The sequence below is a fragment of the Bradyrhizobium sp. 191 genome (assembly GCF_023100985.1).
GTDB lineage: Bacteria > Pseudomonadota > Alphaproteobacteria > Rhizobiales > Xanthobacteraceae > Bradyrhizobium > Bradyrhizobium diversitatis.
In genome coordinates this window covers 3,423,687-3,448,621 of the sequence record NZ_CP064692.1, presented here as the reverse complement: position 1 = coordinate 3,448,621, position 24,935 = coordinate 3,423,687, and the positions used below count along the sequence as shown (strand labels likewise).

At 59.2% G+C, this 24,935-nt stretch carries 24 protein-coding genes and 1 pseudogene; 15 read left to right on the top strand and 10 right to left on the bottom strand.

Annotation, left to right across the window (positions count from 1 at the left end; genetic code table 11):
- Positions 1-7: 7 nt before the first annotated feature.
- The 3 genes from IVB23_RS15965 to IVB23_RS15955 are packed head-to-tail and all read right to left on the bottom strand — an operon-like array spanning position 8 to position 1,738.
- Positions 8-772 carry an ImmA/IrrE family metallo-endopeptidase gene (locus IVB23_RS15965; protein WP_247804191.1) on the bottom strand — a complete coding sequence of 255 codons (765 nt, stop codon included), beginning with the start codon at positions 770-772 and terminating at the stop codon, positions 8-10.
- A gap of 4 nt (positions 773-776) precedes the next feature.
- Positions 777-1,199, bottom strand: a complete 423-nt coding sequence (locus tag IVB23_RS15960; protein WP_247804189.1) for a hypothetical protein — start codon at positions 1,197-1,199, stop codon at positions 777-779.
- Positions 1,196-1,738, bottom strand: coding sequence for a hypothetical protein (locus tag IVB23_RS15955; protein WP_247804188.1), 543 nt, complete (start codon positions 1,736-1,738; stop codon positions 1,196-1,198). The genes IVB23_RS15960 and IVB23_RS15955 overlap by 4 nt, the downstream gene beginning before the upstream one ends.
- Positions 1,739-1,998: 260 nt before the next feature.
- Here IVB23_RS15955 and IVB23_RS15950 point away from each other — a divergent pair, with 260 nt between their 5' ends.
- The 8 genes from IVB23_RS15950 (at position 1,999) to IVB23_RS15915 (ending at position 9,303) form a co-directional block, all read left to right on the top strand.
- Positions 1,999-2,388, top strand: coding sequence for a TIR domain-containing protein (locus tag IVB23_RS15950; RefSeq protein ID WP_247804187.1), 390 nt, complete (start codon positions 1,999-2,001; stop codon positions 2,386-2,388).
- Positions 2,385-3,386, top strand: coding sequence for a caspase family protein (locus IVB23_RS15945; RefSeq protein WP_247380334.1), 1,002 nt, complete (start codon positions 2,385-2,387; stop codon positions 3,384-3,386). Before IVB23_RS15950 ends, IVB23_RS15945 begins: the two co-directional genes overlap by 4 nt.
- Positions 3,387-3,438: 52 nt before the next feature.
- Positions 3,439-3,933: a toll/interleukin-1 receptor domain-containing protein gene (locus IVB23_RS15940; protein WP_247804186.1), complete on the top strand. Its 495-nt coding sequence runs from the start codon at positions 3,439-3,441 to the stop codon at positions 3,931-3,933.
- A gap of 180 nt (positions 3,934-4,113) precedes the next feature.
- Positions 4,114-5,670 (top strand): adenylate/guanylate cyclase domain-containing protein, encoded by a 1,557-nt coding sequence (locus tag IVB23_RS15935; RefSeq protein WP_247804184.1) that lies wholly within the window; start codon positions 4,114-4,116, stop codon positions 5,668-5,670.
- On the top strand, positions 5,667-7,403 hold the full coding sequence (locus IVB23_RS15930; protein ID WP_247804182.1) for a ThiF family adenylyltransferase: 1,737 nt from the start codon (positions 5,667-5,669) through the stop codon (positions 7,401-7,403). The genes IVB23_RS15935 and IVB23_RS15930 overlap by 4 nt, the downstream gene beginning before the upstream one ends.
- On the top strand, positions 7,360-7,887 hold the full coding sequence (locus tag IVB23_RS15925; RefSeq protein WP_247380342.1) for a Mov34/MPN/PAD-1 family protein: 528 nt from the start codon (positions 7,360-7,362) through the stop codon (positions 7,885-7,887). Before IVB23_RS15930 ends, IVB23_RS15925 begins: the two co-directional genes overlap by 44 nt.
- Before the next feature lie 270 nt (positions 7,888-8,157).
- A complete protein-coding gene (locus tag IVB23_RS15920; protein ID WP_247804180.1) occupies positions 8,158-8,340 on the top strand; it encodes a hypothetical protein in 183 nt (60 codons plus the stop codon).
- Between the two features lie 27 nt (positions 8,341-8,367).
- Positions 8,368-9,303: an IS630 family transposase gene (locus tag IVB23_RS15915; RefSeq protein ID WP_247804179.1), complete on the top strand. Its 936-nt coding sequence runs from the start codon at positions 8,368-8,370 to the stop codon at positions 9,301-9,303.
- Here the strand turns inward: IVB23_RS15915 and IVB23_RS15910 are convergent.
- The gene (locus IVB23_RS15910; protein ID WP_247804177.1) at positions 9,263-10,060 is read right to left on the bottom strand and encodes a TIR domain-containing protein; all 798 of its coding nucleotides are present in this window, start codon (positions 10,058-10,060) and stop codon (positions 9,263-9,265) included. The two genes, IVB23_RS15915 and IVB23_RS15910, sit on opposite strands and share 41 nt — an antisense overlap.
- An 899-nt stretch (positions 10,061-10,959) precedes the next feature.
- Positions 10,960-11,544: a hypothetical protein gene (locus tag IVB23_RS15905; protein WP_247804176.1), complete on the bottom strand. Its 585-nt coding sequence runs from the start codon at positions 11,542-11,544 to the stop codon at positions 10,960-10,962.
- Positions 11,545-11,702: 158 nt separating this feature from the next.
- On the opposite strand from IVB23_RS15905, the gene IVB23_RS15900 reads away from it, so the two are divergent.
- On the top strand, positions 11,703-11,912 hold the full coding sequence (locus tag IVB23_RS15900; RefSeq protein ID WP_247380348.1) for a helix-turn-helix transcriptional regulator: 210 nt from the start codon (positions 11,703-11,705) through the stop codon (positions 11,910-11,912).
- Positions 11,913-11,955: 43 nt separating this feature from the next.
- Here IVB23_RS15900 and IVB23_RS15895 read toward each other — a convergent pair whose 3' ends face one another.
- On the bottom strand, positions 11,956-12,204 hold the full coding sequence (locus IVB23_RS15895; RefSeq protein WP_247380350.1) for a helix-turn-helix transcriptional regulator: 249 nt from the start codon (positions 12,202-12,204) through the stop codon (positions 11,956-11,958).
- Between the two features lie 500 nt (positions 12,205-12,704).
- Here IVB23_RS15895 and IVB23_RS15890 point away from each other — a divergent pair, with 500 nt between their 5' ends.
- Together IVB23_RS15890 and IVB23_RS15885 are read left to right on the top strand one after the other, a co-directional pair.
- A complete protein-coding gene (locus tag IVB23_RS15890) occupies positions 12,705-13,520 on the top strand; it encodes an alpha/beta hydrolase (protein ID WP_247804174.1) in 816 nt (271 codons plus the stop codon).
- A 28-nt stretch (positions 13,521-13,548) separates the two neighbouring features.
- A complete protein-coding gene (locus IVB23_RS15885) occupies positions 13,549-14,256 on the top strand; it encodes a LuxR family transcriptional regulator (RefSeq protein ID WP_247804173.1) in 708 nt (235 codons plus the stop codon).
- Here the strand turns inward: IVB23_RS15885 and IVB23_RS15880 are convergent.
- From IVB23_RS15880 to IVB23_RS15870, 3 genes are read right to left on the bottom strand one after another with little or no spacing between them, the layout of a single operon-like run.
- The gene (locus tag IVB23_RS15880; protein WP_247804171.1) at positions 14,137-15,555 is read right to left on the bottom strand and encodes a diaminobutyrate--2-oxoglutarate transaminase; all 1,419 of its coding nucleotides are present in this window, start codon (positions 15,553-15,555) and stop codon (positions 14,137-14,139) included. The two genes, IVB23_RS15885 and IVB23_RS15880, sit on opposite strands and share 120 nt — an antisense overlap.
- Positions 15,552-15,755: a hypothetical protein gene (locus tag IVB23_RS15875; protein ID WP_247380358.1), complete on the bottom strand. Its 204-nt coding sequence runs from the start codon at positions 15,753-15,755 to the stop codon at positions 15,552-15,554. Before IVB23_RS15875 ends, IVB23_RS15880 begins: the two co-directional genes overlap by 4 nt.
- Positions 15,752-16,378, bottom strand: coding sequence for an acyl-homoserine-lactone synthase (locus tag IVB23_RS15870; RefSeq protein ID WP_247380360.1), 627 nt, complete (start codon positions 16,376-16,378; stop codon positions 15,752-15,754). The genes IVB23_RS15875 and IVB23_RS15870 overlap by 4 nt, the downstream gene beginning before the upstream one ends.
- A gap of 666 nt (positions 16,379-17,044) precedes the next feature.
- Between IVB23_RS15870 and IVB23_RS15865 the strand changes: the two genes are divergently transcribed.
- A complete protein-coding gene (locus IVB23_RS15865; protein ID WP_247804170.1) occupies positions 17,045-17,698 on the top strand; it encodes a hypothetical protein in 654 nt (217 codons plus the stop codon).
- 224 nt (positions 17,699-17,922) lie between these two features.
- Here the strand turns inward: IVB23_RS15865 and IVB23_RS15860 are convergent, their stop codons facing one another.
- Positions 17,923-18,990: a cytochrome-c peroxidase gene (locus IVB23_RS15860; protein WP_276578601.1), complete on the bottom strand. Its 1,068-nt coding sequence runs from the start codon at positions 18,988-18,990 to the stop codon at positions 17,923-17,925.
- A gap of 2,014 nt (positions 18,991-21,004) precedes the next feature.
- Between IVB23_RS15860 and IVB23_RS15855 the strand changes: the two genes are divergently transcribed.
- The 3 genes and pseudogenes from IVB23_RS15855 to nifD all read left to right on the top strand — a co-directional run bounded on the left by IVB23_RS15855 (position 21,005) and on the right by nifD (position 24,928).
- A complete protein-coding gene (locus tag IVB23_RS15855; RefSeq protein ID WP_247804169.1) occupies positions 21,005-21,322 on the top strand; it encodes a hypothetical protein in 318 nt (105 codons plus the stop codon).
- Between the two features lie 46 nt (positions 21,323-21,368).
- A pseudogene (locus IVB23_RS15850) lies at positions 21,369-22,007 on the top strand (ISNCY family transposase); the annotation flags it as partial.
- Between the two features lie 1,418 nt (positions 22,008-23,425).
- The gene (gene nifD / locus IVB23_RS15845; RefSeq protein WP_247804168.1) at positions 23,426-24,928 is read left to right on the top strand and encodes a nitrogenase molybdenum-iron protein alpha chain; all 1,503 of its coding nucleotides are present in this window, start codon (positions 23,426-23,428) and stop codon (positions 24,926-24,928) included.
- Positions 24,929-24,935 lie beyond the last annotated feature (7 nt).

Genomic DNA, 24,935 nt, shown 5'->3' with positions numbered 1-24,935 from the left:
GACTTCCTCAACCATATATTTCTATCATCCTTTCATCGAGGATTCTCAGAAGCGTTAGAGCCTCGCCCTCGGACGTCCGAACGCTTTGCACCCGCACGTCGAACTGTTCGATGTGCCGGCGATCGAACCAATAGTGCGCCGGCTCCTTCCTAGCCGGGCCGATCTTGTTGGCTCCCGCAAGCGACGTTGCAGCGCTAGAGCGCAGGTCGATATCGTCGCGAACCTTTAAAGTGCCGCAAACGATGCTCGGCCACTGCCAGCGCCTTCCTCCGAGATCCTGCGCGACCAGGACGCAGGGCTGTCTTGTCATGCGTATGACACGGATGGCAGTGGCGGTAAGACTTGTCGAAAAATCGTGGGAGAGAGCTGCGATCCCCTCCAACGTAATGTCGCCCAGCGTTGCGAGTCTCGGCGTGATCATGAACGGCGGGAGGATGAGATCGCCGGCATAGGCGTCCGCCACACGTTCGGCGTTCTTAGAGCGCTCATCGATCGGTTTGCCGATGTCGTCGGACCTGCAGACAAACGAGGAGCCGCGATCATGATACCAATGGCCCAGCTCGTGGCCGGTGCTGAATCTTCGCCTCGGCTTCGTTACGCGATCGTCCACGTAGATTACCGCACGTTCGCGAAAGCCGATGATCTGGGCCTCGCAATCGACAAGGCGTCGATAATGGACCTCGGCACCGACACAGAGCGCAATCGCGGGAAGGTCGATGTCTTGCGGGTCGGCGATTCCCAAATCGACTAGAAGCTTCTCTGCGGGCTTCAAGCACTCAGTCCTTCAAGTTTCCGTTCTCGTCTATGACACCAAGCATCAGACAAGCCTCCAGGAAGCTGTCCAAATCGTCCGGCGACTCGATTTTCCTGTTGCGTGCGGCGACCATCATCGCGCCGGTGACCGCCACGTGTTCCTTGACCGCGGCGTACACGCTGCGCTTCCTGGATGCTTCGATGTTCAACGAGCGCCTATTCGTTGCATCTCGAGAAAGCCTCCTTCTGGCCGCTTCGAATTGCCTGCGGCCGGCAGCGGCCTCGAAGGACCGATACGACCGGTCGTAACTCGCAAGCAATTCATCACGATCGAAGCCAGTCTCGGCAAGAAACTCCTCCAGCGCCTTGCCTTCCAAGGCGTGCATTTCCTCGAGAACTTCGTCCAGGAGTCTGGTCCGGAGGGGAGGGCGGCCGGCGCGGGTCATATCTTTCCCTCATTTATCAGGCGGGCCACCATCTTTCTTTTCCTTTTTTGGACCGTCTCGTACTTGGTTACGTCCCAACCGAGCTCTTGGAGCACTTCGGCGCGTTCGGCGCCTTCATCCAGAAGCATCAACAACGTCTGGATTTCCGGATCGTTCGCGCAAAGGTCGTAGAACTGATTCAAAACAAGTGAATCCTCCTGCGAGGCCGTCGGGTCGGCCACGTTTTCGGCCGGATCCGGATCTCCTTCGGCGGCCGTGAAGCGCTCGCCATGCACACGACGTATCGTCGCGGCGTGCCGGCGCTCGTTGGAGGCGATGCTCCTGATGGCGCCGCGAAGAAAGCCGTAGGTTTCCGCTGTGCCGGTCACGGGCTTGTCCGAAGTCATCCATCGTTCATACGCCCCTTGAAGCAGGTCCTCGAAATCGAACGACGTACCGCGGGCCCGAAGCCGAGCGTCGACTTCCAGTTTGATCCGCTGCTCGTCGGTCAGGGCCCGCAGCGCATCCGCCCTGGCCGGCTGTGCTGCCGTCCTCTCCACCAAAAATCTCCATCCACCTAAGTTAGCTCACGACCCGGCCCAAGTCGGAAAAAAATTGCTTAGGCCGGTCCGACACTGTGCGGGTCGCGAGCTTACTATCCCGAGGCCACCAGTTCGCAGCAGCCGCTGCGGCCGAGCCCGTTCCCAACGACGGCAGATGAACGCCGGCGAACGGATCGTGATACTCGGGGTAACCCTAGGTACAGCCTACAAAAACGGAACGTCGGGGCCGCACTCCCGCGCTCACTCGGGAGTTAAAGATGGCAAAAACCAAGGTTTTCATCAGTTTCGACTACGATCACGACGAGGCCCTCAAGGAGTTTCTGGTCGGTCAATCCAAGCTCGAAGACAGCCCCTTCGAGCTGGCCGACTGGTCCATCAAGGAGGCGATCAGCGAGGATTGGAAAAAGAAGGCGCGCACTCGAATCAAGGGTGTCGACACCGTCGCCGTCATCTGCGGCAAGACCACCGACACCGCAGCGGGCGTGTCGGCCGAGGTCAAGATTGCGCAAGAGGAGAAGGTCCCGTATTTCCTGCTCCAGGGCTACAAGGACGGCGGATGCAAGAAGCCGAAGTCGGCGAAGACCGACGACAAGATGTACGAGTGGACCTGGAAGAACCTGAAGGCGCTGATCGGGGGCGGTCGATGAAAACGGCCGGCCGGGCTCTGGTCATCGGCATAGACCATTATCAGGATTCGCCATTGTCCGGGTGCGTCAACGACGCCTTGGCGGTCAAACGGTTGCTGGAGACGCATGCCAACGGGGACCCCAACTTCTCGGTAATGGCGCTGACAAGCGACAGCCAGGTCGTCACAACCGCCCTGATGTTCGACGCCGTTACCCAGCTCTTCAAGGGCGATGCCGATACGGTGGTCCTGTATTTCGCTGGTCACGGTCTCATCAACGAGGAAACAAACGCCGGCTTCCTGCTCAGTCAGAACCACGCGAAAGGCGCATGGGGAGTGGCACTGGGTGACGTTCTGGAACTGGCCAACAAGGCCTATCCTCATGTGAAATCAACCGTCATCATCCTCGACAGCTGTCATTCCGGCTTTGCCGGCGAGGTGCCCCAATTGGGCTCGCGGGGGCAGGTTTCCGTCATCGGCACGGGTGTCACGATCCTGACGGCATGTCACCGGGATGGGCTCGCCGACGAGGACGGGCAACACGGGCTTTTCACCGGTCTTTTGCTGGAAGGATTGACCGGCAGCGCCTCCGACGTCCGCGGCTACGTGACGCCTGCTGCGCTGTACTCGCTGATCGACCAGACGCTGGGCGAATGGGAGCAGCGACCGATCTACAAGGCGAACGTGCAGACGTTCGTAACGCTGCGCCAGGTGCCCGCGAAGATTCCGTCCGAAGTGCTGCGGCGGTTGCCCGAATACTTTCCGACCGCAAACTACATCTACCCGCTCGACCCATCCTACGAGCCGGACCGGGAGAATATTCCGGAGCACCTCCGTAACCTACCGGTGGACCCAGAACACGTAGCGATCTTCAAGGAACTTCAGATGTGCAACAGGCAAGGGCTCATAGCTCCAGTCGAGGCGGAGCACATGTACTACGCCGCCATCGACTCGAAGGGCTGCAAGCTAACGGCGCTAGGCGCGCACTATCGCAAGCTCGCAAATCTGAAGCGCATCTGAGAAATCCTGCCTCGCAGAACCGTCTAAAACGACCCGAAAGGCCAAAATCGCCATGTCCGGAATCAAGGTATTCCTGTCACACAAGAACGAAGACTCGGAAGTCGCGGGCGCCATCGCCTACAGGCTGAAGATCCATCATCAGATAGACGTGTACCTCGGCGTCATCGACCGAAACATGGAAAAGAATGGGCCGGATCTAGCGGACTATATTCGCGCCGAGATGGAGAAATGCACGCAGCTGCTTGCGGTTATCTCGGCCAAGACGCGCGAATCCCAATGGGTACCGTGGGAGATCGGGGTTGCGACGGAAAAGGAACGACCGCTGGCGTCCTTCATCAATCCGCCGGCCACGATACCGGAATTCCTGCGGAAGTGGCCGTACCTGCAGTCGCAGGAGGACGTGGACCGGTATGCGTCGGTTTCGAAGAGCACGCGCCTGGTACAGGAAGAATCAGTACGCAGGGCCACGGCTTCCGCTTCCTCAGCCCGGAGAACGGCTTTCCGCGAATTCCATCGATCACTGAAGGCACAACTCGGTCAGCGATAACTAGGATAGCGACCGAGGACGCATCGCTCGTGCGCCCTTGGTTCGGCCGAGATGCGAAATCTGAGGATAACAGCTTGCAATTAACCTTGCTCAGAACCACTTCGGTTAACCAGACCTAATCGGATTCCGTCAACACATGATGATCGCACCCGCGCGATCGAGCATGGCATCGAGGTATAAATGGGTACGCGGACATGGAATAGGGATCGAGCGACCAAGCGCCTTGATGCCAAGATCGATGGGCTTCCGCTGAAAGACATCGAAATCAAGGAATACGTGCGGGACACCGATCTCGGTAACTTGCCTCGGCATGTGGCGTACCGGGTCAACGGCGTGCATCTCTACGCCGATATCCTGAATCTCAATGACATGCTGCACGTGACCGACGTAGAAGGTGAGACTTGCCATCGTCGAACGTTGCGCTTCTTGAATCTGCATTACCGGGCTGTGCATCGCGTGCTGCTGAGAGTGGATGCCCTTTTCGTCGATTTCCACAACCAGCGTCTGCATTCGGTCGTAACCAAGCCGTATGATTCCGAGGCGAAGCGGGTCCATAAGGCTGTTGCCGTTGGGCAACTTGTCATCGACGTGCTGGCTCAAACCGGCGAAGATGCCGATCATCCCGCCGCCGACATGCGCGTGGGAATCGACACCGGCCTGGCGCTTGCCGTAAACAACGGACGTCGGGGGCATCGGGAGCCGCTATTCCTGGGCGAGCCGGCAAACTATGCGGCGAAGCGTTCCGGAGGCGGCAAGTCGACCGGAATTTACCTCACCAACAAGGCCCGCAAGGCAATCGGCCTGGCCGACGTCAAGAACGAGGATACCACTCCGCTTACACCGACCGAGATCAAGGCATCGCAAGACGAGGCAAAACTGGGCGTGAACGCGGATGAGATCGTGAAGGAATGGAAAGACGATCTCGACAAGAATCCGATCGGGAGTTTCGAGTTTTCCGGTCACACGCCGCCCTTCCGGACGCTCGATATCGAAGAACTATCGGTGAAGAATTCCCGCCGGCAAGATGCCGCAACCATCTATGCCGACATCGACGGATTCACGGCATATGTAGGCAAGAACATCACGACCGACGCGGACGCCAAACACGTCGTGCGGGCGCTCGACATCTTGCGCACCGAGCTCGATGCCGTGCTGCATGAGGATTTCGCGGGCCGCAAAATTCGCTATATCGGTGACTGCGTGCATGGCCTTCTGGTCGAGGGGACGGCGCAAACGACGGAAGCCGAGGAGACGATCAGCAACGCGACGCTGTGCGCCTCCGCTATGCGCAGCAGCTTTGATCTGGCGCTGAAGAGGCTCAAGGACAAAGGGACCGATGCTACGACCCTTGGCCTCGCCATCGGCTTCGAGTATGGACCGATGACCGTGACCCGCCTGGGCATGAAAGGTGATCTGGTGCGCTGCTCGGTGAGCCGTGGAGTCGTGACCGCCGAGAACGAGCAGAAGCGTTCCGCCGGAACCGAAACCGCGATTGGCCAGAAAGCCTATGATGCAGCGACGGAGGCCGTGAGGAACATCTTCGGCTCTAGCCGCAAACGATCCAACCTGTACTATGAAGCTGCGGTCGAAGAGCTTTCGGCCAAGGATGACAAGGCAGCAAAAGCATCCAAGGCGATGGATTCGGCGGGACTGCTCAAGCCTGCCGCAGCGGTGGCGCCCCCACTCAGTTTTCCGAATCGCCGTACCGGTCCTTCGACCCCCGACGGTTTTGCGTGATCTGGTCGGTCGAGCACCCCGAGCGTGCCCAACGCGAAAGGGCCGAACTTGAGGCGCTGGTTTCGCGCGCGGATTGGCTCGTTCCCGGCGAATGGCGAATGGACACGTCGCTACGTCAGATTTGGGACGCGGACATAAGGATCGGCGACCGAACCTACGTGATCTCGCTGCGCTATCCGAACCATTTCCCGCATTCGCCGCCGTTGGTCCTCCCGCGCGACGAGACCGCCAGGTGGTCGAGTCATCAATGGGGAGCGGGCGGCGAACTGTGCTTGGAATTCGGCGCCGACAATTGGCATCCGGATATCACGGGCGCTGCCATGATCGAGAGCGCCCATCGTCTGCTCTTGGTCGAAAATCCGCCGTCAGGCGAGAACGGCATGGTCGCCTCGCGCCACGCCACCACCCTCGGACAGGACCTCCGAAGCGAGCGCATGCGATTTGTGCTCACGCGCTCCGCGGCCTCGTTCATGAAGACCTTGGCGGCCGGAAAAATGTGCGAAGCTTCCGTCGTGGGGACCTATCGAGAGCGGTCCGCGGTCTATGTGCTCGATTGGGCAATGGACCTAGCCGGCGAGAAATGGACCGACGCCTCGGTGCCGCGGACTGTCGTCGACGAAGGATATGCCCTCCAGGCAATGATCCTGTGCTGGCCTGGCGATCAGCCGCTGCCGCGCGTAACCACGCGGGCCGACCTGTACGACGCGGCGCTTGCGATCGGGTTTAGCGTACCGGACGTTCGGTACGTGCTCATCGTTAAAGGCGAGGTCTTTCGTGGCTACGCGGTCTGGGACGACAACACGGCCCAGCGATTGAGCATGGTCTTGCCGCAGCGCGAAGTGGGGCGCCTCGATCCGGAACACGCCGCTCTCGCGGCACGCAGCGTCGCGATCGTCGGCTGCGGTTCGCTCGGGAGCAAAGTCGCGGCAATGCTCGCGCGCGCTGGCGTCGGCAAATTCCTGCTCGTCGATGACGACGTCATGCTACCGGATAACGTCGTCCGCAACGATCTCGATTGGCGCGAAGTCGGCTATCATAAAGTCGATGCGGTCGCGCGTCGTATCGAACTCGTCAATCCCGATGCCGCGCGCGACGTCCGGAAATACCGGTTGGGCGGACAACATTCGAGCGACAGCGTCGAAACCCTGATTGAAGCCCTGGGCACGTTCGACCTCATCGTCGATGTCTCCGCGGATGCTCGCGTCTTCAACTATCTTTGCGCTGCCGTGAGCGTTGGCAGGAAGGCAATGGTGTGGGCGCGAGTGTTCGGAGGAGGATTCGGCGGCCTGATCGCTCGCCATCGGCACGGCATCGAACCCGATCCCGCGACGATGCGAGCCCAGATCGAACAGTGGTCCGTCGATCAAGGATTGCCGCCCGAACGCGCAGGCCAGGACTACGAGACGCGCGGCGACGACGGCCCCATGATCGCCGACGACGCGGATGTGACCGCGATCGCGGCGCATGCCGCACGATTGGCCATCGACACGCTGATACCTCGGGTCCCCTCTATGTTCCCGACTTCTGTCTACATGATAGGTTTGTCGCAGCGTTGGGTCTTTCAGCAGCCATTCGATACAAGGCCGATCGATGTCGGCGTTGCCGCTGCGACTTTTCCGTCCACCCCGGACCTGGAACTTGCCAGACTAGAGACAGAACGCATCCAGGCTCTTCTCAAGAAGCTGATAAATGAAACTGCTGCTGCCACGTCGGGTCCTGAAACAACTCCATAGCGAAATGCGCCGAGCAAGGCGGCGGGAAATCGGCGGTCTGCTGCTCGGTGAGCATGTCGGCGAGGAAACGTTTCGCGTGGTCGACGTCACCGTACAGCGCACGGGCGGTTCGAGCGCTCATTTCGTACGCGATCCGACGCAGCATCAAGCCCAGCTCGATTCCTTCTTCGCCAGGACGGGCGCCGACTTCACTCGCTACAACTACCTGGGCGAATGGCACTCGCATCCGAGCTTCGAACCCCTCCCAAGCCCTAAGGATATCGCGACCATGCAGGCTCTCGTCGAAAGGGCAGACGTCGGCGTAAATTTTGCAGTCCTCGTCATCGCCCGCGTCGGCTTCATCGGCAACGTCCAACTCTCTGCGTCCGTGTTCCGGCCAACCTGGAGGCCCGAGGAGGTGCAGGTAGTTCTGGAAAACGGCGGCCACGCGGAGAGCAGGCTTCGCGAAATCGGCCGCTGGCTTAAGGGATTTATGCCGGGTTGAATATGCGGACGCCCCGCACCTGGACCAGTTTGCGGACGGCTTCGCATACCGATTTCAAGCGCAGATTTACCGTGCTCTCGTCACCCGGTTCGTAGGGGATCACGGTCAACCCCTGCAAATCGGTAGGAATCCAGAGATCCTTGACGCGCGGATGCACCGCGATGGCACGGTGACGGCCTAGACGACCGATTCCATGAAATTGGCACTGATGGAACGGATGATTTGTTGCGGGATTCCTCGTTTGTGTTTGGCTGAACGAGGAGTGGCGTCATGGCGAAGTGGCGGCAAGCGGTCGAGTTGGCGCTGACCGATGAGGAGGCTGAAGTGTTGACGGCTCTTTCGCGGTCGAGGACGGAACCGGCGAGCCGGGTGTCGCGGGCAGCGATGCTGCTCGCCTACCTCGAACAGCCATCGTTCTTTGCCGTGGGACAACGGCTTCGCGTGCACCATTAGACGGTCCAACGCTGCGTCGAGCGAGCCGTGGCGTACGGCGCACTGGCGGCACTCGACGACCGACCGCGACCGGGCAGGGAGCCGGTGATCACGCCTGAGGCCAAGGCCTGGTTGGTGTCTTTGGCGTGCGACAAGGCCAAGGAGCACGGCTATCCACACGAGTTGTGGACGACGCGGCTTTTGGCCCGTCATGCGCGCGAGCACGGACCGGCGGCGGGGCACGAATGTCTCGCCCGTCTGGTTCAAGGCACGGTGTGCAAGCTTCTCGGCCAAGAGGCAATCAAGCCGCACAAGGTGCGCTACTATCTTGAAAATCGCGACGCCGCGTTCGAACAGAAGATGGCGGAGGTTCTGTGCGTCTATCGTGAAGTCGATGTCCTGAAAAAAGCCCCTGCCAGATCCAAGAAGCGGGGAAAACCGGTGGCGATCGTCTCTTGCGACGAGAAGCCGGGAATTCAGGCCATCGCGACCACGGCGCCGGATTTGCCGCCTGAGCCCGGCATCCACGCCACCTTTGCGCGGGATCATGAGTACAAACGCCATGGCACGCTCAGCCTGTTGGCCGGGATAGATCTGCTCACCGGAAAGGTCCACGCGCTCGTCAGAGATCGCCATCGCAGCCGCGAGTTCATCGAATTCCTCAAGCTTCTCGATGCCGCCTATCCGGCCAGCACCGCGATCAAGCTGATCCTCGACAATCATTCGGCACACATCTCGAGGGAAACCAGAGCCTGGCTCGACACCCGACCGGCAGGCCGCTTCGGCTTCACGTTCACGCCAAAGCACGGCTCCTGGCTCAACCTCATCGAGGGCTTCTTCTCCAAGTTTGCCCGCTCTGTCCTGCGTCACATCCGAGTGACATCAAAGCACGAACTCAAGGGACGCATCATGGCCGGCATCGACGACGTCAATCGCCATCCCGTCATCCACACCTGGTCCTATAAGCTTGCCGATGCAGCCTGATATGATTCGAACCATGGAAACGCTGATCTAGTTTGCCCATGAACAGTCCGAGCTCGAACAGGACGTTGTCGCGCAAGGTGGGCGACTGGTGGCCGCGTGATCGGACAATGTCGTCGGGCTCGGCAATCGCGATAGCAAAATCCGATTGGGCGACTTGTTTTTCGAGATGTTCGAGCGGATAGCCGCCGGCAAAGAACACACCGTCATCCCACACGGTGCTGAAAACGTCCGGATTCAGACCGTCGCGCAGCGCGTGCGCGACATGCTTTGCCTCGGTGGACGAGATGACGAACAGTTTGGGCGCTGCATTCGGCACGGGTATCGTCGAATTGCGCTGAAAAAGGCGTCGAGACACCTCCTGTGCGATCGGCAACCAGATCTGCGGATAACTTATGCCAAGCGCCATGAAATCGGCGCTGGTCAGTTTCAGCGCGACCACGGTCTCGGCGGCGGCGACCGTTGCGGACCGCTTGAGCGACGGCTCGATGGCCGCCATTTCGCCGATATGCTGCCCCGGTTTTCGCCGTTCATATTCGTAGCCATTGATCAGAATCAAGACCGTGCCCGCGAGCAAAAGGAATATCTCGTTGTCCTCCGCCCCTTGCGTGATCAGCTTTTCGCCGTCCTGATATTCGACGATCTCGCCAATGTCGGCCGCGGCCTCTGCGATCTCTTGATTCCCGCCGACGAATTCTTGGCGCCTAAGCGCAGCAAGCAGATTTGCGCGGTTGGCAGCGCCCTGAAATCTCTCCTTCATGCATCGTGCTTCCTGAACATTGACCATTCCGACGGCCAACATCCGTAGCGGAGGGCTGTCCTTGATGCCGCTCGCTTGGCTTGCATCGCAGCAAATCACGAAATCCCGGCAATTGAAGCTTCTATATATTTCCTCCGCGCTCGTCTGCAACCTTCCGCGATGAAGACCCCAAGAATTCCTTCCTCTAGCGCTTTGACGCCGTCCGCCAACCTTGGTGGATGGTCAGTTTCGCGCCAAATCATGGCCGGCTGGCAGGGGGCGGCGCTATGCGTGCTTGATATCGACCGGTAGAAACAAGGCGTCGCCAGCCTCGGCGTGCGAAACAGAACCGCTGCGTCGTCTCTGGGCCAACTCGGGCAATCCCTGGGTGCTGCCGCCGCCCTTCGCGGTTGATCGATCCTACCGGTGACAAGTAACGCCTCGAGAAACCGCCACCTCGGCCACCCACCGAGCGCGCTCGTTGGCACCGGGAAGATCGGCTCTCACTTGTCCTCGCTCGCACGAACGATGGCCTTCAATAATGAAAATTCTCAGCGCTTGAACCGTTTCGTCGTTTTCTCCAACTTCCCACGTTCTTAAGATCGCTGCTTTCGCATCACCCAAAGGGTTGAGCAACCATTGCACCCGATCGCCGAAGGAACGTCCAGCTCCGCGCCAAGTGCTTGCGGGCACGGCGCCTGGTATACCGAAGGAGATGCCGACGACGTTTCCCCCATCGAAGAAGGTCGCCTGAAGGCCGTGAGGTCCCGGGCAGACCCACCTACTGAGATGCTCCTTCGACAGGTCGCGGCATTGCTTTCCCGAAGTGCTGGAGAAGAACTCGCGAAGGGCTGCGGCCCCGCATGACGGCGCGAACGCAATCGACGCGCCGAGAAGGAAGGCCGATATCCAGGACCGCATCACCTTCCGCCGCTTTCACGCGCCCTCGCTTTCGCCAATATTTCCATGGCGCCGCGAATTGCAGGTCCCAGGTCCTCCGAGAGCGGCAGTGGAGGCGGCATGGCGCGAGGAGAGGCGATGTGTCCTCCAGCGAAGAACGCCCTGCGGTTGCCGGATCCCGTAAGAAGTGTCCACGCTTGACCGATCCCCGCCAGGAGATTCGGCAAGCCGTAACCCATGAACGGCGTCAGAAGAATTCCCCTGACAAGATTTGCCGAAGCGAGGATCTTACGAAGGTCCACGCTGTCGACTACGCTCCGATCCGCGGTTCTCAGTCCCCAAAATTGGCTCAAGAACCGCCGACCATAGACGAACACGTCGTCGAAGAAGGACTCTCCTGCGGTGCCGACGCCCATCGACGCTTCGATGTCAGCAGCGACGGCGACCTTCTTCAATAATCTTCTGTTTTCGTCATGCGTCGTGATCTCCACGTATGCATAAAAGATCGTTGTCGAATTCGCACTGACCCAATCGAGAAATCGTGCCCTGCAAAGAATAAAGACCCATTCGTGCCTCCCGAGAAAGGAAGCATCCTGGATGATCAATCGCAAATATATGATAAATCACATGGTCTTATTTTTGCGGAATCCGGACGTTCGCCTCCATGGCTCGATCGGGATTCGGCAAACGGTTTCCACAAAGAGAGGCGAGGGCGGCTAAGCTGCTCGCGGCTAACGTGAGACGCTTGCGCCGGGCGCGGAATTTGACCCAGGACGATTTGGCGGCGGCCCTCGGTATCGAGCAGGGGGCCGTTTCATTGATCGAAAACGCCCGCTCCAACCCGACCATACTGATGTTGGATGCGATCGCCGCGGCACTCGAGGTGCACATGGCCGATTTGTTCGACGAAAAGGCACGGTCCCATCGCACCGAGGAAAGCGTACGAAGATCTACCCGCCGCACGACATCCTGAACCGCGGCGCCGATGCCAGCGGTGTGGACGGGTCAGGCGAACCTTACTTCCGAGAAATGCCGAAGAGATCGGCTATGCCGACGCCAAGCGCGGCGGCGATGCGGGTGATCGAATCCAATGTCGGATTGGCGGTCTCCACCTCGACGGCGCTGACAAGCGCCTGCCTTGTCGCAGCCTTAGCGGCGAGCTCCTCTTGCGTCATCCCGCTTTCGAGCCGCAATCGGCGGACGTTGCGCGCCAGTGTGCCTCTGGGCGAGGTACCGGAGTCCTTTCGCATCAGCAATGAAAGCATCACCGTCTCCTGCCTACATGCGATATGTCGCATAAACGCTTTAACGTGTAGCGGCGCGCTGCCCATTGCTTGCTAAGACGTGGGAATTGGCCAGCGGATGATCCTAAGTCAACGGGGCATTCTCGACGCTGGCGTGCCAATCGTAGCCGCCGGGCGGGCGAGGGAAGCTCGGTGAGGTCCACGGGCGGCCAATCCGTCCTTGACGATACAGACGCCTCTTCCTCTTCGGTCGCCCCATCGGGGCAGGAACGCGCCTTCGCAGGTCGAACAGCTTCGGGATACCAACAAAAGTACGAGCTTTCCCGGCCTTCCAAGGACCGGGAGTTCAACGCCGGATATTTACACGCTTTGACGTGTAGACCGTCTCGATTACAATGTGCATCAATCACGGGAATTACAAAACAGATAATGCCGAGAGTTGTAGCCGTCGACGCGTGAATTCTCACGCTCCGGCGTAATGGTTTTCGAGGCGCGCCCGTTTGCGGGCTCGGAAAAGAATTATGCGGTCGCTTGTTCGAGTCATCAAGAGCTTGAGGTTGAGCTATTGCGAGCACAAGAGCAGCCGCGGCGCCGCCGTTTTGCTGATTCACGGGAATTCCTCGAGCAAAGACGTCTTTGCGAAGCAAGTTCCTCCGCTTTGCGCAGGCGGCTACAGCTTCGTGATCCCGGATCTTCCGGGGCACGGATCGTCCGCCCGCTCTGAAACGCCCCGGTCCACGTACAGCTTTCCCGGCTACGCGGCGGTACTTCATGCATTGATGGGAGAATTGGGTCACAGGAGCTACCACGTGGTCGGATGGTCGCTCGGTGGTCATATCGGCATCGAGATGATGGCGCGGTACGGTGCCGTGAAATCGCTCTTGGTCTCTGGCACTCCTCCCGTGAGCCTCGACCCCGACGGCATAGCCGCCGGCTTCAACTGGACGCCGTCAACCGCTCTCGCGGGCAAGCGCGTCTTTTCGCGCGAGGATGCGATCCGCTACGTGCGGGCGATGATGGGCGCGCGCCTGGCGCCCGCTCAGCAGATCGAAACGGCGCTTCGGACCGACGGCGATGCTCGCCACTGGATGGTGCGCAACGGCATGCGCGGCGTAGGAGCGGATGAGGTCCGCACGATCACCGAGGATGATCGTCCGTTCGCAGTCGTTCAGGGAGCTTCGGACCCGTTTGTCCGGACTGATTATCTTGCGAGACTTCCCTACAAGAACGTCTGGACCGGAGCGCCCGTGTTTGTCGAGGCAGGCCACGCCGCCCACTGGCAGGCGCCAGGGGTCTTCAACAGCAACATGATGGAGTTTCTTAGAGCCGCCAATTGAGGGTAACTGACTGAAGGTGGGGGGCACCATGGTCGCAACAGTCGAGGACTTCATCGAAGCAACGCAGAATGTCAGTTCGGAAGCGATATTGAGGGACATGTTCCTCGCCGCGACCGGCGCAGACGGGTACGAAAACGCGGTGTTCGCGCGCGCGCGCAACGGCCGTCTGCTCTCTATTCCGTGGAGCCAGTTTCCGCCTGGCTATCTCGATACGTACAAGGCGGAGCAATGGGACAGGATCGATCCGGTGGTGCAGCACGTGCAGACCGCGCGGGGACCGTTCCGCTGGTCGGATACGCATTCGGGCGGGGGCTTCTCTCGCGATCAGCACCATTTCTTCGAGAAATGCCGCGAACTCGGCGTTCATTCCGGAATTACCATTCCGATGCGCGGACCGGCCAGGGAGACCGATCTCATCAGTTTGAGCTTCCGCGAGCACGGCAGCCTGATGCCCGACCGCTCAGCCTACATCTACATGCTCTGCGTGCAATACTGGCTGAAGTACTGCGAGATCGCGGACCGGCGCGACGCTCCGTGCGTTACGCTGACGGCGCAGGAACTCGAATGCCTCAAATGGTGCAAGGAAGGGAAGACGAACTGGGAAATCGGCGAGATACTATCCATTTCGCAGAAGACCGTCGAATTCCACGTCGGCAATGCGATGAGGAAGCTCGGTGCCGGTAACCGAATCACCGCAGTGATCATGGGAATCAAGAACGGCCTCATCCAGTTGTAGCTTCAAAACGGCCCCAGACCGAAGCAGTACCGACTCGACGATTTCGCCGAGTCGCTCGAGCGTGGAGGCGAACAACCCCGCATCGATGTTCAGCGGCGCCATCACCTTCAGAACCTCGTCTTGGGGTCCGCAGCACTCGATAATGATGCCGCTTCGCGCCGCGAGGTCGGCGACCTTCGCCGCCCTCTGCGGAACAGCGAACTCCAATCCCTGCATCATTCCGATGCCCTTGTGTTTCAATTGCTTCGGGAACGCCCCGACGATTCGGTCGCACCATTGCCGAAGCATCAGCGCGCTCGCATTGACGTTCGAGATGAAATCCTCCGTCCACAGCTGGAGGGCTTTGGCTGCCGTGACGAACGCAAGCGAATTCCCTCTGAATGTTCCGTTGTGTTCGCCGGGCGACCAGACGTCCAGTTCCGGGCGTATCAAAAGCAGCGACATCGGAAAACCGAACCCGCCGATCGATTTCGCCAGGCATACCAGGTCCGGCACCAGACCGGCTCTCTCGAAGCTGAAGAACCCGCCGGCCCGACCGCAACCGGCCTGTATATCGTCGACGATCAGCACGGCGCCCAGACGCTCTGCCGTCGCGGCAAGCGCCGATAACCATTCCGCCGAGGCGACGTTCAGACCTCCCTCCCCCTGAACCGTCTCGACGATGAAGGCCGCCACCGGGTCGATGCCTCCGGACGGATCGAGCGCCATGGCCTCGAAGCGGGCGAGGTCGCGGACATCCGCTCCCCGATAGCCGTCGTACGGGAGGCGCACCACGCCATGGAGAAGACCCCTGGCTGATCGTCGTGACGCTGCGGAAGCCGTCGCGGACAGCGCACCGGACGAAACCCCGTGGAAGGCATTCGTGAACGCGACCACGACGTTCCGGCCAGTTGCCTTCCGGGCCAGCTTGATCGCGGCTTCCACGCAGTTCGTGCCCGTAGGCCCCGGAAATTGCATCTTGTAGCGGAGCCCGCGCGGCACCAAAACGCGCTTTTCGAATTCGGAGATGAAGCGGAACTTTGCGTCCGTGTGTAGATCGAGCGCGGCGGCGATGCCGTCCGACAACAGATAGTCGATCGCGGCCGCCTTGAGGATCGGATGGTTGTGCCCGTAGTTCAGCGCTCCGCAGGCGGAGAGCAAATCGACATACTGCCGTCCCTGAACATCGAACACGGAAGCGCCCTTCGCCGTCGTCAGGAGCGATGGCAGGCGACGGCAATAAGATCGCACTTCGGATTCGTGCTCGGCGAAGAACGCGGTGTGATCGATCGGTCCGGCCGATGTGTCGCGAACTTTCATGCGTTTGCCCTCTTCCGTTGTGCCTTTTCGCCAAGCGCGATCAGAGCGAGCTTGTCGCGCACCGCAAGGATGTCGGCTGCCACCGCATGATATCCCGCGTCCGCGGCTACGCGCCCCAAATACGTCAAGGCGTCCGCCATGTGGTCCGCCGCTTCCTCGTCGGTCGAACCCAAAGTCGATCCAGTGTCACGATCGGTCATGCCGCGCTCCTGGCCGACAGCGGTTCGGAGGCAGACGCGAGAACTTTCGGGCCTATACCGAGCTTTCTGCAGTGGAGCGCCGGTCGGATGTAGTCCACGGGAACGTAGAATGCCCTTTCCATTTCGCCCTCGATTTCGCGGGCACCGCCGAGCCAACGGATGCCCGATCTGACGAAGTGCGCAAGCAGATGCTCGCGCGTCACTCCAATCATGCCGCTGCCTCCGTTCTGCAATATGAATTCCTGGATGGCACAGAGCAGCTCAGGAAATATCGTCGCGCGCACCCGTGGTTCCACCGTCTTGTCGACGCAGACGCGCGTCACTTCGAAAATTCCGACAGACGCCGGCAAAACGCCGTCTTCGACGAGATGCGGCCAATAACTCCGAAGCATGTAGGGCGTAGTCGTGCGCAAGAGGCGCGCGCTTCCCCTGACGACGCGCTCGTTGTCGCGCCAGACGAGATAAGTAGCAGCAGGCGTGTCGAATTCGTCGAACTCCAGCCCGTCCCACGACGAATGGTCCAGCCCTCTTCGTCGGACGAACACCTCGAATCTGAGCTTGGCCTGCGACGCCAGCGCATCTTGGAAGTGGTGCGCCGTCGCCACTGAAAACGCTTCGATCATGCGATGTTCTCTCCGATGTCCGCAACACTCCATCAGAGGGGGCAGGGCACTGCTACTGGGGGAGTCCCTAAGACGTCCGTCACATTTTCGAAGAAACCAGTGCGTAGGGCGCATTGCGCGTTCGCCGCGACCGGCAAACCCGGGACATTCCCTAGTACCCTCCGGAGAGCTTTGCGCCTTTGCTCGCAACGCGCGCGTCGACGGCGGAGGGGATATGGCGAAGACAGCGAAGAACAAGCCGGCAAAGAAGGCGGCGAAGCCGAAGAAGGTAGCGAAGCGCGCACGAAAGCCTCGTCTCGTACTGGAGGCGGTCGGCGGAGGGTCGATCACGCGCGACGAAATCTACCACCGTCTCGAATGGTATTTCGATCACAGTCACGATCCGGGACGGGGACATTCCATCGACCCCAACACGGCGATCGAAGCGTTCTTCCTATGGATCCGGCCACAGGGAGACAGGTCCTCTGGGTTAACATCAACAAGATCAGCTCAACCTACATACCGGCATGGCGCAGCGCACTGTTTCACGGCGTGCAATTCCCATGGCCGTCCGAGGCGCCCAATGCGATCGGAATCCGCGACATCCGGACGTTTGGAAACCTCATCGATTCGGCCGTTCTGACGTACCGGCACTTCGGTTGGCGCGTGACCTGAAGGAGGATGACCATGAGAGCCGTTTCCGTCTCGACGGTCTTCGCGCTGTACTGCCTGTCAACCGCTGCGCACGCAGGCGAAACCCTCTCCGCCAAGCCATACGATCGGAACGGAGATGGCGTCCTGGACGAAGCCGAGGCTTTGGCCTGGCGGCTGCATGCGCAAGATCCCGTGCTCGCCAAGTACGATCTAAATTTCAACGGTCGACTTGATGCTGGCGAGGCCGAAAAGCTTCGATCCGAGAGCGCAAAGAGCTTCGCTGAACGGTCGAACTCGGTGGCCAACGACGTGCTGTTCTTCAAAAACCGCAAGGTCGCCGAGATCGACAAAGTCGCCTCCTCGAGGCCTCCTCCGGCCCTGCCGGTCGAAGTGAAGCCGCCCAAGGGTGGATGCGAGAACCAGCAACGTCTTTTCATCAGAAGAGATCGGCTGGACACCTACCAGTTCCGGGATTCAACCTTCGTGACCGGATTCGTTCCGCGAGCTAAGGCCAAGGGCGCGTCCGTCAGCTTCACCCACGACGACCTGGCACAGACCGACTCGCTGACCCTCAACGGCCGCGTTTCCTACGTTTTGGTCCAAAACGACCCCATGAGTCCCTGCTTCGAAGGACTGCCGAAAGACCCATACGCGAAGCACGACTTCACAACGCCATCGCTGTTGTAATTCGGCGCGGGGGTCATGCCACAGCAAGCGGCGGCGATAACGTTCTGAAGATGACTGAGAAAGGCTGGTCGCGGTGGGGTCACGATCGGCGCCGACTGGGACCCCACCCAACCACCAAATCTCTTATTTGCTACAAGCAATTGGCAGCACTCGTTCAAGCGGCTTGGTTCGGCGCCGATTTACATGTTATTATTCGGCAAGACATGAGGCCGGTGCTGTTAATCCTATCTGTCTATTGAAGGCTTTGGCGTCGTGTTCGTACGGGTGGGTAGTATCGGATACTCGATCTTAGGTAGCCGCCCGGTAAGCGAATTCAGAAACGCGACAATGTCGTTTTCTTCCCCATCGCTAAGCTTGGCGCCGAGCTGGATTTCACTCATCAGGGCAACAGCTTGCTTCAGGCTCCAAACCTGGCCCGAATGGAAGTAAGGGGCTCGCAAAGCAACGTTCCGCAACGGCGCCGCGCGGAAGACATATTCGTCGCCGACCGCCTTGGTGACCGCGAATCGGCCCTTATCGGCTCGCGGAAGCAGGGTTGCGTCCGGCTTCTTCATCACGCCGAACTGGAAGTAGGCCTGTCCACCGACATTGATTCCATTGTGGCAAGAGGAGCATCCCTTCTCCATAAACAGCGCCAACCCTGACTTCTGCTGATCATCGAGAGCATGTGTATTGCCCTCCAAATACTGATCGAACGGGGCCGCAGGTGTGATGAGAGTCGCTTCAAAAGCCTCGATTGCCTTCGCAAAGTTTTCAAAGCTGACCGGTCTCGCTTCGTTCGGGAAAGCATTTTTGAACAAGACGACATAGCTGGCCATTGAGTTCAAGGTGTCGAGCACATGATCCGGAGTCGCATTCATTTCGGCACTCGCCTGCACAGGGCCAGTTGCTTGCGCCTTGAGGTCCGCGGCGCGTCCGTCCCAGAATTGCGCCGCATTGAACACCGCGTTGTAGACGGTTGGGGCCCGACGTAGGCCGACCTTCCAGCCGTGACCGACTGAGGTCGGACCGGCATCGACTCCGCCGCTGCCGAGATTGTGGCACGTATTGCAGCTAATGATCTCGCTTGCCGATAGCCGCGGATCGAAGAACAGAATCTTGCCAAGCTCGACCTTTTCATGCGTGACTGGATTGTCCTTTACCGCAGGAATGACTGAGGGAATCGGATGGAAGATCTGCCTGGCGGTTCTCATCAGATCATCGTCCGCGCTAGCTCCTGACGACATCAGCAGCCCAATCGCCAAAACAGATGCTTCAGCCACAAGCCGAAGCTCCCGGATCGATTTGTTCATACACCCGCCTCATCAGTTCTGATTGATATCAAGGAAACAGTCGAAAGCGATGCCACACTCTGTTCCCTCAACGGGCCGGCGCAGCATGCACCGGATCCTGTGAAGCGAGGCTGCATCAAATGTTCGATTTCGAGGTGCTCGCTGCCGGCGTTCGCCCACGAGGCTTTAAGCCCTTATTTGATTCGCGAGTTCGCTTTGAGCTCAGATCACGACGTTGGTAGATCAGACTAGCGCCTCAACCTTCGGAATGATGGCCGATCTGACAACAACAAGCGTGCCGAAAAAGGATAATCTGTCCGGTGGCCGCATCGGTTCTCCATTAAGCGATTGGGTGGCCAATACGCTCCAGCGAAGTTGATCGTATCCGTGTTGCACCGCTGGTCGCGCTCAGCGCTCACGGTGCGGCTGGACAATAGCAACCCCCATGCCAGTTCCATCTGACATGCAAGCTGCTGATTTAGTTACAGAACGAGTCCGGGCTACCGAACAACGTCGGATGTCTTGGTTTGATGAATACATACAGTCATACAGTGTCACAGATGCGACATGCGCCAGTCCCAGCTAGACATCATCGCACAGAAAGTTTTGTGATGAGATCCAATTGCCAGCTTGCCGGCCACACGTGGGACGGCGGTAAAAAGATCTACGCTGGCCTACGGCGAGACACTGAGCCGAGGCGCCCGGCGGTGCGCATCGCTCACGATTTCGTATCGCCCTGCCGACTGAAGGCTCTCCGACCTCATATCCGGGCCGGCTCTTTGCGCGCCGCCGCCGAAATCCCGCTCGTTTGTAACAGACGAGCCGCGAAGCCTGAACATGGCTTGTCTTGAATCCCACCTGGGGTTCGCTGGCATGGCAATTGCCGATCTCAAATCTGTTACCCAGAGTTTGACGGTACGACCGTCCGATTTACTCGGATACTCCCATTCGACACCAGCTTAAGTGCCGGCCTGACACCTGATCGGGCCGCGTGTGGGTTGGGATAAGATAACCATTTCGATCCACTCACGGCCGAGTGGCAGCTTTTGAAATCCTGCGCGCTGATGGCAAAAATCGCTGAACTTCTGCAGAAGCAATGGTCACTTCGTGCTCTCGCGTTCAAAGACTTCGGTACAAGAGGACATGCTGGGAGGAGATCGTTACATCATGTCCGCAGATGGACAGGTCGTGAGATCTCATCGGCGTCTTACCGAGGGAAGGACGTGATTGACCAGTTGTCCATGGCTGGTTCAAGTTAGATATGGTGTCCGTAATGGCTTCGATTGACGATCGATTGAATGAGATCAGATACGTGCGGAATGACATTTGGCGCTGTCGAAGAAGGCTTAAAAGCGAGCTAAGTGATCTCGAGCGTAAGGTTCTCGAAGATCGCCTGCTTGAGCGGCAATCTGCCTTTGAACGGCTCCTAGCGACCACGTTTCCTTTTACATTGACACTGTGAAGCAAAATTCGGGACCTGTGCCGCGGGTCATTGACGCGCAAAATGGCGTCCGCTCATAGAACGCATGCGCCTGCGTCAGGAACCTAGGCTCCGTCGCTGCGGGCCGCCGCGCCCGTCATGGCCGCCGCCGAGCTGAAATGCGTCGGTTCTCAGCCTTGGTTCACCGATGTGCTGGCCCGCGGCGCACCGTGAGCGCCGATAATGAAACCGTTCGGGCCGCCCATCCAGGACCACCGCTGGGGGGACACCGATTGCGCCGTTTCTGCGAAACCGCGGTCACCATGAGTAGCTTTCATCCGACAGAGCGATCGAAGAAGCTTGAATCGGCCGTAGCGTCAGATTGTACAGAGCAGGCGAACGATACTCCAGACTAGGTGTAGCCGAATGAGAAGAGCCGTTATCGCTTTTGCATTATGTTCCGCTCTCGAGTTGCTCGGGCTAAGCGCGAGCGCGGTTGCGGACACAAGGCGGTACGCGTGCACGATCACTGCCGCCGATAGAGAGCCGGTCGGAGTTCGGAACGAGCGGGTCATTCTCACGGTTCAATATGGCTGCCGGATCGCGGATGGTCTCTTGAGTGACGCGGGGATTACAGCAGTGTCGGTCAGCGAGTGGGCTGCAGATAAAGAAACGTACTTAGCGTCCCTGGAATTTCACCGCGCGCTGGAGGGAGTTGCAATTGGGCAACTCTCCGAGGCGACCGGCTTCTCTAGCATGGAAGGCGAGCAAGGCATTGCGGTCGCAACTTCCGGCACGACAGTATTCAAGTTCGCATCTGGCTCATTGGCAGCCCTTTCAGGGAAGACCCTTAAATTCACCACCAAACTTACTGGCCTACGTAGCTTCGAATTGGAGTTCACAGATTGGCCAGAATCTCTTTTTTGGAAGTGACTCGTGTCTTACGCTTTATTTCCGCAAGCGCAAAAATATCCAAGGAGTGAAGAAGGCCACGGACATTCTGCAGCAGATCGCACTGGAGTGGCTCTGCGAGGAGCTCGATAGGATGTTGCCGCTGGTGCTGCGGGTGATGCGTCAAACCCGGACGCGCGCATCTTCCACGCCGACACTCATGTGGAAGATAAGGTTCTCAGCGTGTTCGAGACGTCGACCGAGATCATCCGTAAGGACAAAGCCGGCAAGCCCAACGAGTTCGGCAAAATGATCAAACTGCAAGATTGTCGACTAAGTCTATGTCCGACCCCAATGGCGATCTGTTGATCTCGGCCACCGCAACCCACCAGGGGGCGTGCCGGGGCTGGTGGCGACTGACGCCTGGTTCTACTCTGCCAGGAACGAGGCCGCTGCGAGAGCATTGGGGGTCACGTGGGTATGCATTCCCAATCGACCGAGCAAAAGCCCTGAGCGCAAGCGCGAACGGAAGAAGCGCTGGTTCCGCGATGGCCAGAAATGGCGCACGGGATGTGAAGAACGCATCAGCGTGGTCAAGCGGCGAAACGGTCTCAATCGACGCCGATACAAGGGTGACGCCGGAATGCAGCGCTGGGTCGCCCTCGGCGTGATCTCTGACAACCTCGTCAACATCGGCCGGACGATGAGCAGCCGAGCCGCTCCGTAGACCTCGCACCCATCATTGCTCGCTCCAGACCCCCGCCGTCCACCCCGGCGGGGTTGCTTTGGCCCATGCCGTTGACCAAAGGCTGGAAAGCATCAATTTTGCGCCGGGAAGTAGACTAGAGTGAGCTATCCAACGGGCATTATTTGCCGAACCGAGAAATATGCGAAGCTTCATCGACAGACGATGACGCTCAACGCGAAATTGAGGGCAGCCCGCGCTGATCGAGCCGCTCTAGCGGTGTGCGTCTTTAACGGGAGGAAGGCCTCGCGCCCATGAGCAGGCCGGCCTCGCTGTCGCTGCACTCGGTGCCGCGTGCCGGCTTCGGCTCACCCTGTCACGCTCCCGCAAGCGGCGATAGAAAAAAGTCGACGCGCGCCCGATCGAAGCGCGGAATTGCGTCGTTGCGTGTCTAACCGAGATGCTGAAGCGAGCTGCAACTGGACTGCCGAATGAGAAGGACGGGGCCATTGTAGAACGCCAACCCGTTACCCCGCACGACGAAGGGCCACGAGCTTACGCCTTTTAGGCTATCGCAGGTTGAGAATCGATCAGGTCCACATGCTCTCCACGGGATCGGGTGTCGCCACATTAGAGTACGTCTCCACGAGATCAACTGGAATGACGAGCGAAGCGAAAGATCGGGCGTAAGTGTAACAATGCGTTCTGCTGACAACTGAGTTCTCTTAGTCATCCGGAAGAGGTGCTGCAGCGCTCAATCATCACTTGCTCAGGATCGATCGCAAACACCATGGGCGCATCTACGTGCGCTGAAATCTCTCGAACCGATGGTGTTTGCGATCGCTGGATTGGTGCGCCGAGCAAAGCTGCGCACCGGAGTGACGTCGGCGCGCGGGAAGACTCTAGCCATCTCGCTGGCGGAGGGCGCAAGTGATTGTTTTGTTTCAGACAGGACGTTAGCGGGTACGCCTGTCGGTGCCACGCAGGGTCAGGTTTATAACAATCCGCATCCTGCCAGCTATCTAGCTCTACAGACGTGGGTTTTTGTATTCAACCAGCGCTGGCACACTCGTTGCAAACCCCTGCGCAACAGGCGGCTGTTAGCCCTTTGCATCGACATGCAGAGGGGCAGGCCGCCCCCTGATGGCACGCGAGCGAGTAAAGAAGCCGATATGACCAATCGCTGGAGGGCAGGCATGACATCACGCGAGACGCGTCTTGGTCAGCGATTTCGTCGACAAATCAACAGCTCACACACGGCGCTCGCAAGCGCTCAGCCGAGATGAGCTGCAACATCCTGATCGACCGCTGCGGCATGATCCAGAAGCTCGCGAAGTTGCGACCGGTAGGACCGGCCAGGGAGATTGCACGCTTTACACCTGAACGCCGGATCGGAAATCCGTCGGTCCACCGAAAAGCGCCGCTTCTTGATTTGAGACGACAATGGAAAGGAATTTTGTATGAGCCGAGCAACTACCGAAAGCGTCGCAGAGATCAAGGCGCGCAACAAGCAGCTAATCGATGAGGTGTTGAAGGTCTACCCAGAGAAGACCGCCAAAAGGCGCGCCAAGCATCTGAGTGTTCACGAGGCGGGGAAGTCGGATTGTGGCGTCAAGTCGAATATCAAGTCCATTCCGGGCGTGATGACCATCCGTGGCTGCGCCTACGCGGGCTCCAAGGGCGTGGTCTGGGGGCCGATAAAGGACATGATCCACATTAGCCACGGTCCGGTCGGCTGTGGTCAGTACTCATGGGGCTCGCGGCGCAACTACTACGTCGGCACGACCGGCATCGACACGTTCGTGACACTGCAGTTCACTTCCGATTTCCAGGAAAAGGATATCGTCTTCGGCGGCGATAAAAAGGTCACCAAACTCATCGACGAGCTCCAGGTGCTATTTCCTCTCAACAGGGGCATCACCATTCAGTCCGAATGTCCGATCGGTTTGATCGGCGACGATATCGAGGCGGTCTCCAGAGAAAAGTCAAAGGAATATGGCGGCAAAACCATCGTGCCTGTGCGGTGCGAGGGTTTTCGTGGCGTGTCACAATCGCTCGGCCATCACATCGCGAACGACGCCGTTCGAGATTGGATCTTCGACAAGAGTGCCCCAGAGGTCAGCTCTAAATTTGAGCCGACGCCATATGATGTTGCCATCATCGGCGACTACAACATCGGCGGCGACGCCTGGTCGTCACGGATCCTGCTCGAAGAAATGGGCCTGCGCGTCATCGCCCAGTGGTCCGGGGATGGATCTCTCGCTGAATTGGAGGCGACGCCGAAGGCGAAGCTCAACATATTGCATTGCTATCGCTCGATGAACTACATCTCACGGCACATGGAGGAAAAATTCGGGATTCCCTGGTGCGAGTACAACTTCTTCGGGCCTTCCAAAATCGCGGAGTCGCTGCGCAAAATTGCAAGCTTCTTCGATGATAAGATCAAGGAAGGCGCCGAGCGCGTCATTGCGAAATATCAGCCGCTTGTCGATGCGGTTACCGCGAAATACCGGCCGCGGCTCGATGGCAAGACCGTAATGCTGTTCGTCGGCGGCCTACGTCCTCGCCACGTCATCGGCGCCTATGAGGACCTTGGCATGGATGTTGTCGGCACAGGCTACGAGTTCGGTCACAACGACGACTATCAGCGCACCGCCCAGCACTACGTCAAGGACGGCACGCTGATCTACGACGATGTCACCGGCTACGAATTCGAGCGCTTCGTAGAAAAGATCCGGCCAGACCTCGTCGGCTCCGGTATCAAGGAAAAATACGTCTTCCAGAAAATGGGCGTGCCGTTCCGTCAGATGCATTCCTGGGACTACTCGGGTCCTTACCACGGCTATGACGGCTTCGCGATCTTCGCCCGAGACATGGACATGGCGATCAACTCCCCGATTTGGGGGAAGACCACCGCACCTTGGAAGGACACTCCGCGGCCGAGCCTCATGGCGGCGGAATAGGAAGCCC

Bases quoted from the DNA above. Each gene is read 5' to 3' on its own strand.
- IVB23_RS15960 (WP_247804189.1), bottom strand. From the start codon at position 1,199: ATGACCCGCGCCGGCCGCCCTCCCCTCCGGACCAGACTCCTGGACGAA.
- IVB23_RS15950 (WP_247804187.1), top strand. From the start codon at position 1,999: ATGGCAAAAACCAAGGTTTTCATCAGTTTCGACTACGATCACGACGAG.
- IVB23_RS15945 (WP_247380334.1), top strand. From the start codon at position 2,385: ATGAAAACGGCCGGCCGGGCTCTGGTCATCGGCATAGACCATTATCAG.
- IVB23_RS15940 (WP_247804186.1), top strand. From the start codon at position 3,439: ATGTCCGGAATCAAGGTATTCCTGTCACACAAGAACGAAGACTCGGAA.
- IVB23_RS15935 (WP_247804184.1), top strand. From the start codon at position 4,114: ATGGGTACGCGGACATGGAATAGGGATCGAGCGACCAAGCGCCTTGAT.
- IVB23_RS15925 (WP_247380342.1), top strand. From the start codon at position 7,360: ATGAAACTGCTGCTGCCACGTCGGGTCCTGAAACAACTCCATAGCGAA.
- IVB23_RS15920 (WP_247804180.1), top strand. From the start codon at position 8,158: ATGGCGAAGTGGCGGCAAGCGGTCGAGTTGGCGCTGACCGATGAGGAG.
- IVB23_RS15910 (WP_247804177.1), bottom strand. From the start codon at position 10,060: ATGAAGGAGAGATTTCAGGGCGCTGCCAACCGCGCAAATCTGCTTGCT.
- IVB23_RS15895 (WP_247380350.1), bottom strand. From the start codon at position 12,204: ATGCTTTCATTGCTGATGCGAAAGGACTCCGGTACCTCGCCCAGAGGC.
- IVB23_RS15890 (WP_247804174.1), top strand. From the start codon at position 12,705: ATGCGGTCGCTTGTTCGAGTCATCAAGAGCTTGAGGTTGAGCTATTGC.
- IVB23_RS15885 (WP_247804173.1), top strand. From the start codon at position 13,549: ATGGTCGCAACAGTCGAGGACTTCATCGAAGCAACGCAGAATGTCAGT.
- IVB23_RS15880 (WP_247804171.1), bottom strand. From the start codon at position 15,555: ATGAAAGTTCGCGACACATCGGCCGGACCGATCGATCACACCGCGTTC.
- IVB23_RS15875 (WP_247380358.1), bottom strand. From the start codon at position 15,755: ATGACCGATCGTGACACTGGATCGACTTTGGGTTCGACCGACGAGGAA.
- IVB23_RS15870 (WP_247380360.1), bottom strand. From the start codon at position 16,378: ATGATCGAAGCGTTTTCAGTGGCGACGGCGCACCACTTCCAAGATGCG.
- IVB23_RS15865 (WP_247804170.1), top strand. From the start codon at position 17,045: ATGAGAGCCGTTTCCGTCTCGACGGTCTTCGCGCTGTACTGCCTGTCA.
- IVB23_RS15860 (WP_276578601.1), bottom strand. From the start codon at position 18,990: ATGAACAAATCGATCCGGGAGCTTCGGCTTGTGGCTGAAGCATCTGTT.
- nifD (WP_247804168.1), top strand. From the start codon at position 23,426: ATGAGCCGAGCAACTACCGAAAGCGTCGCAGAGATCAAGGCGCGCAAC.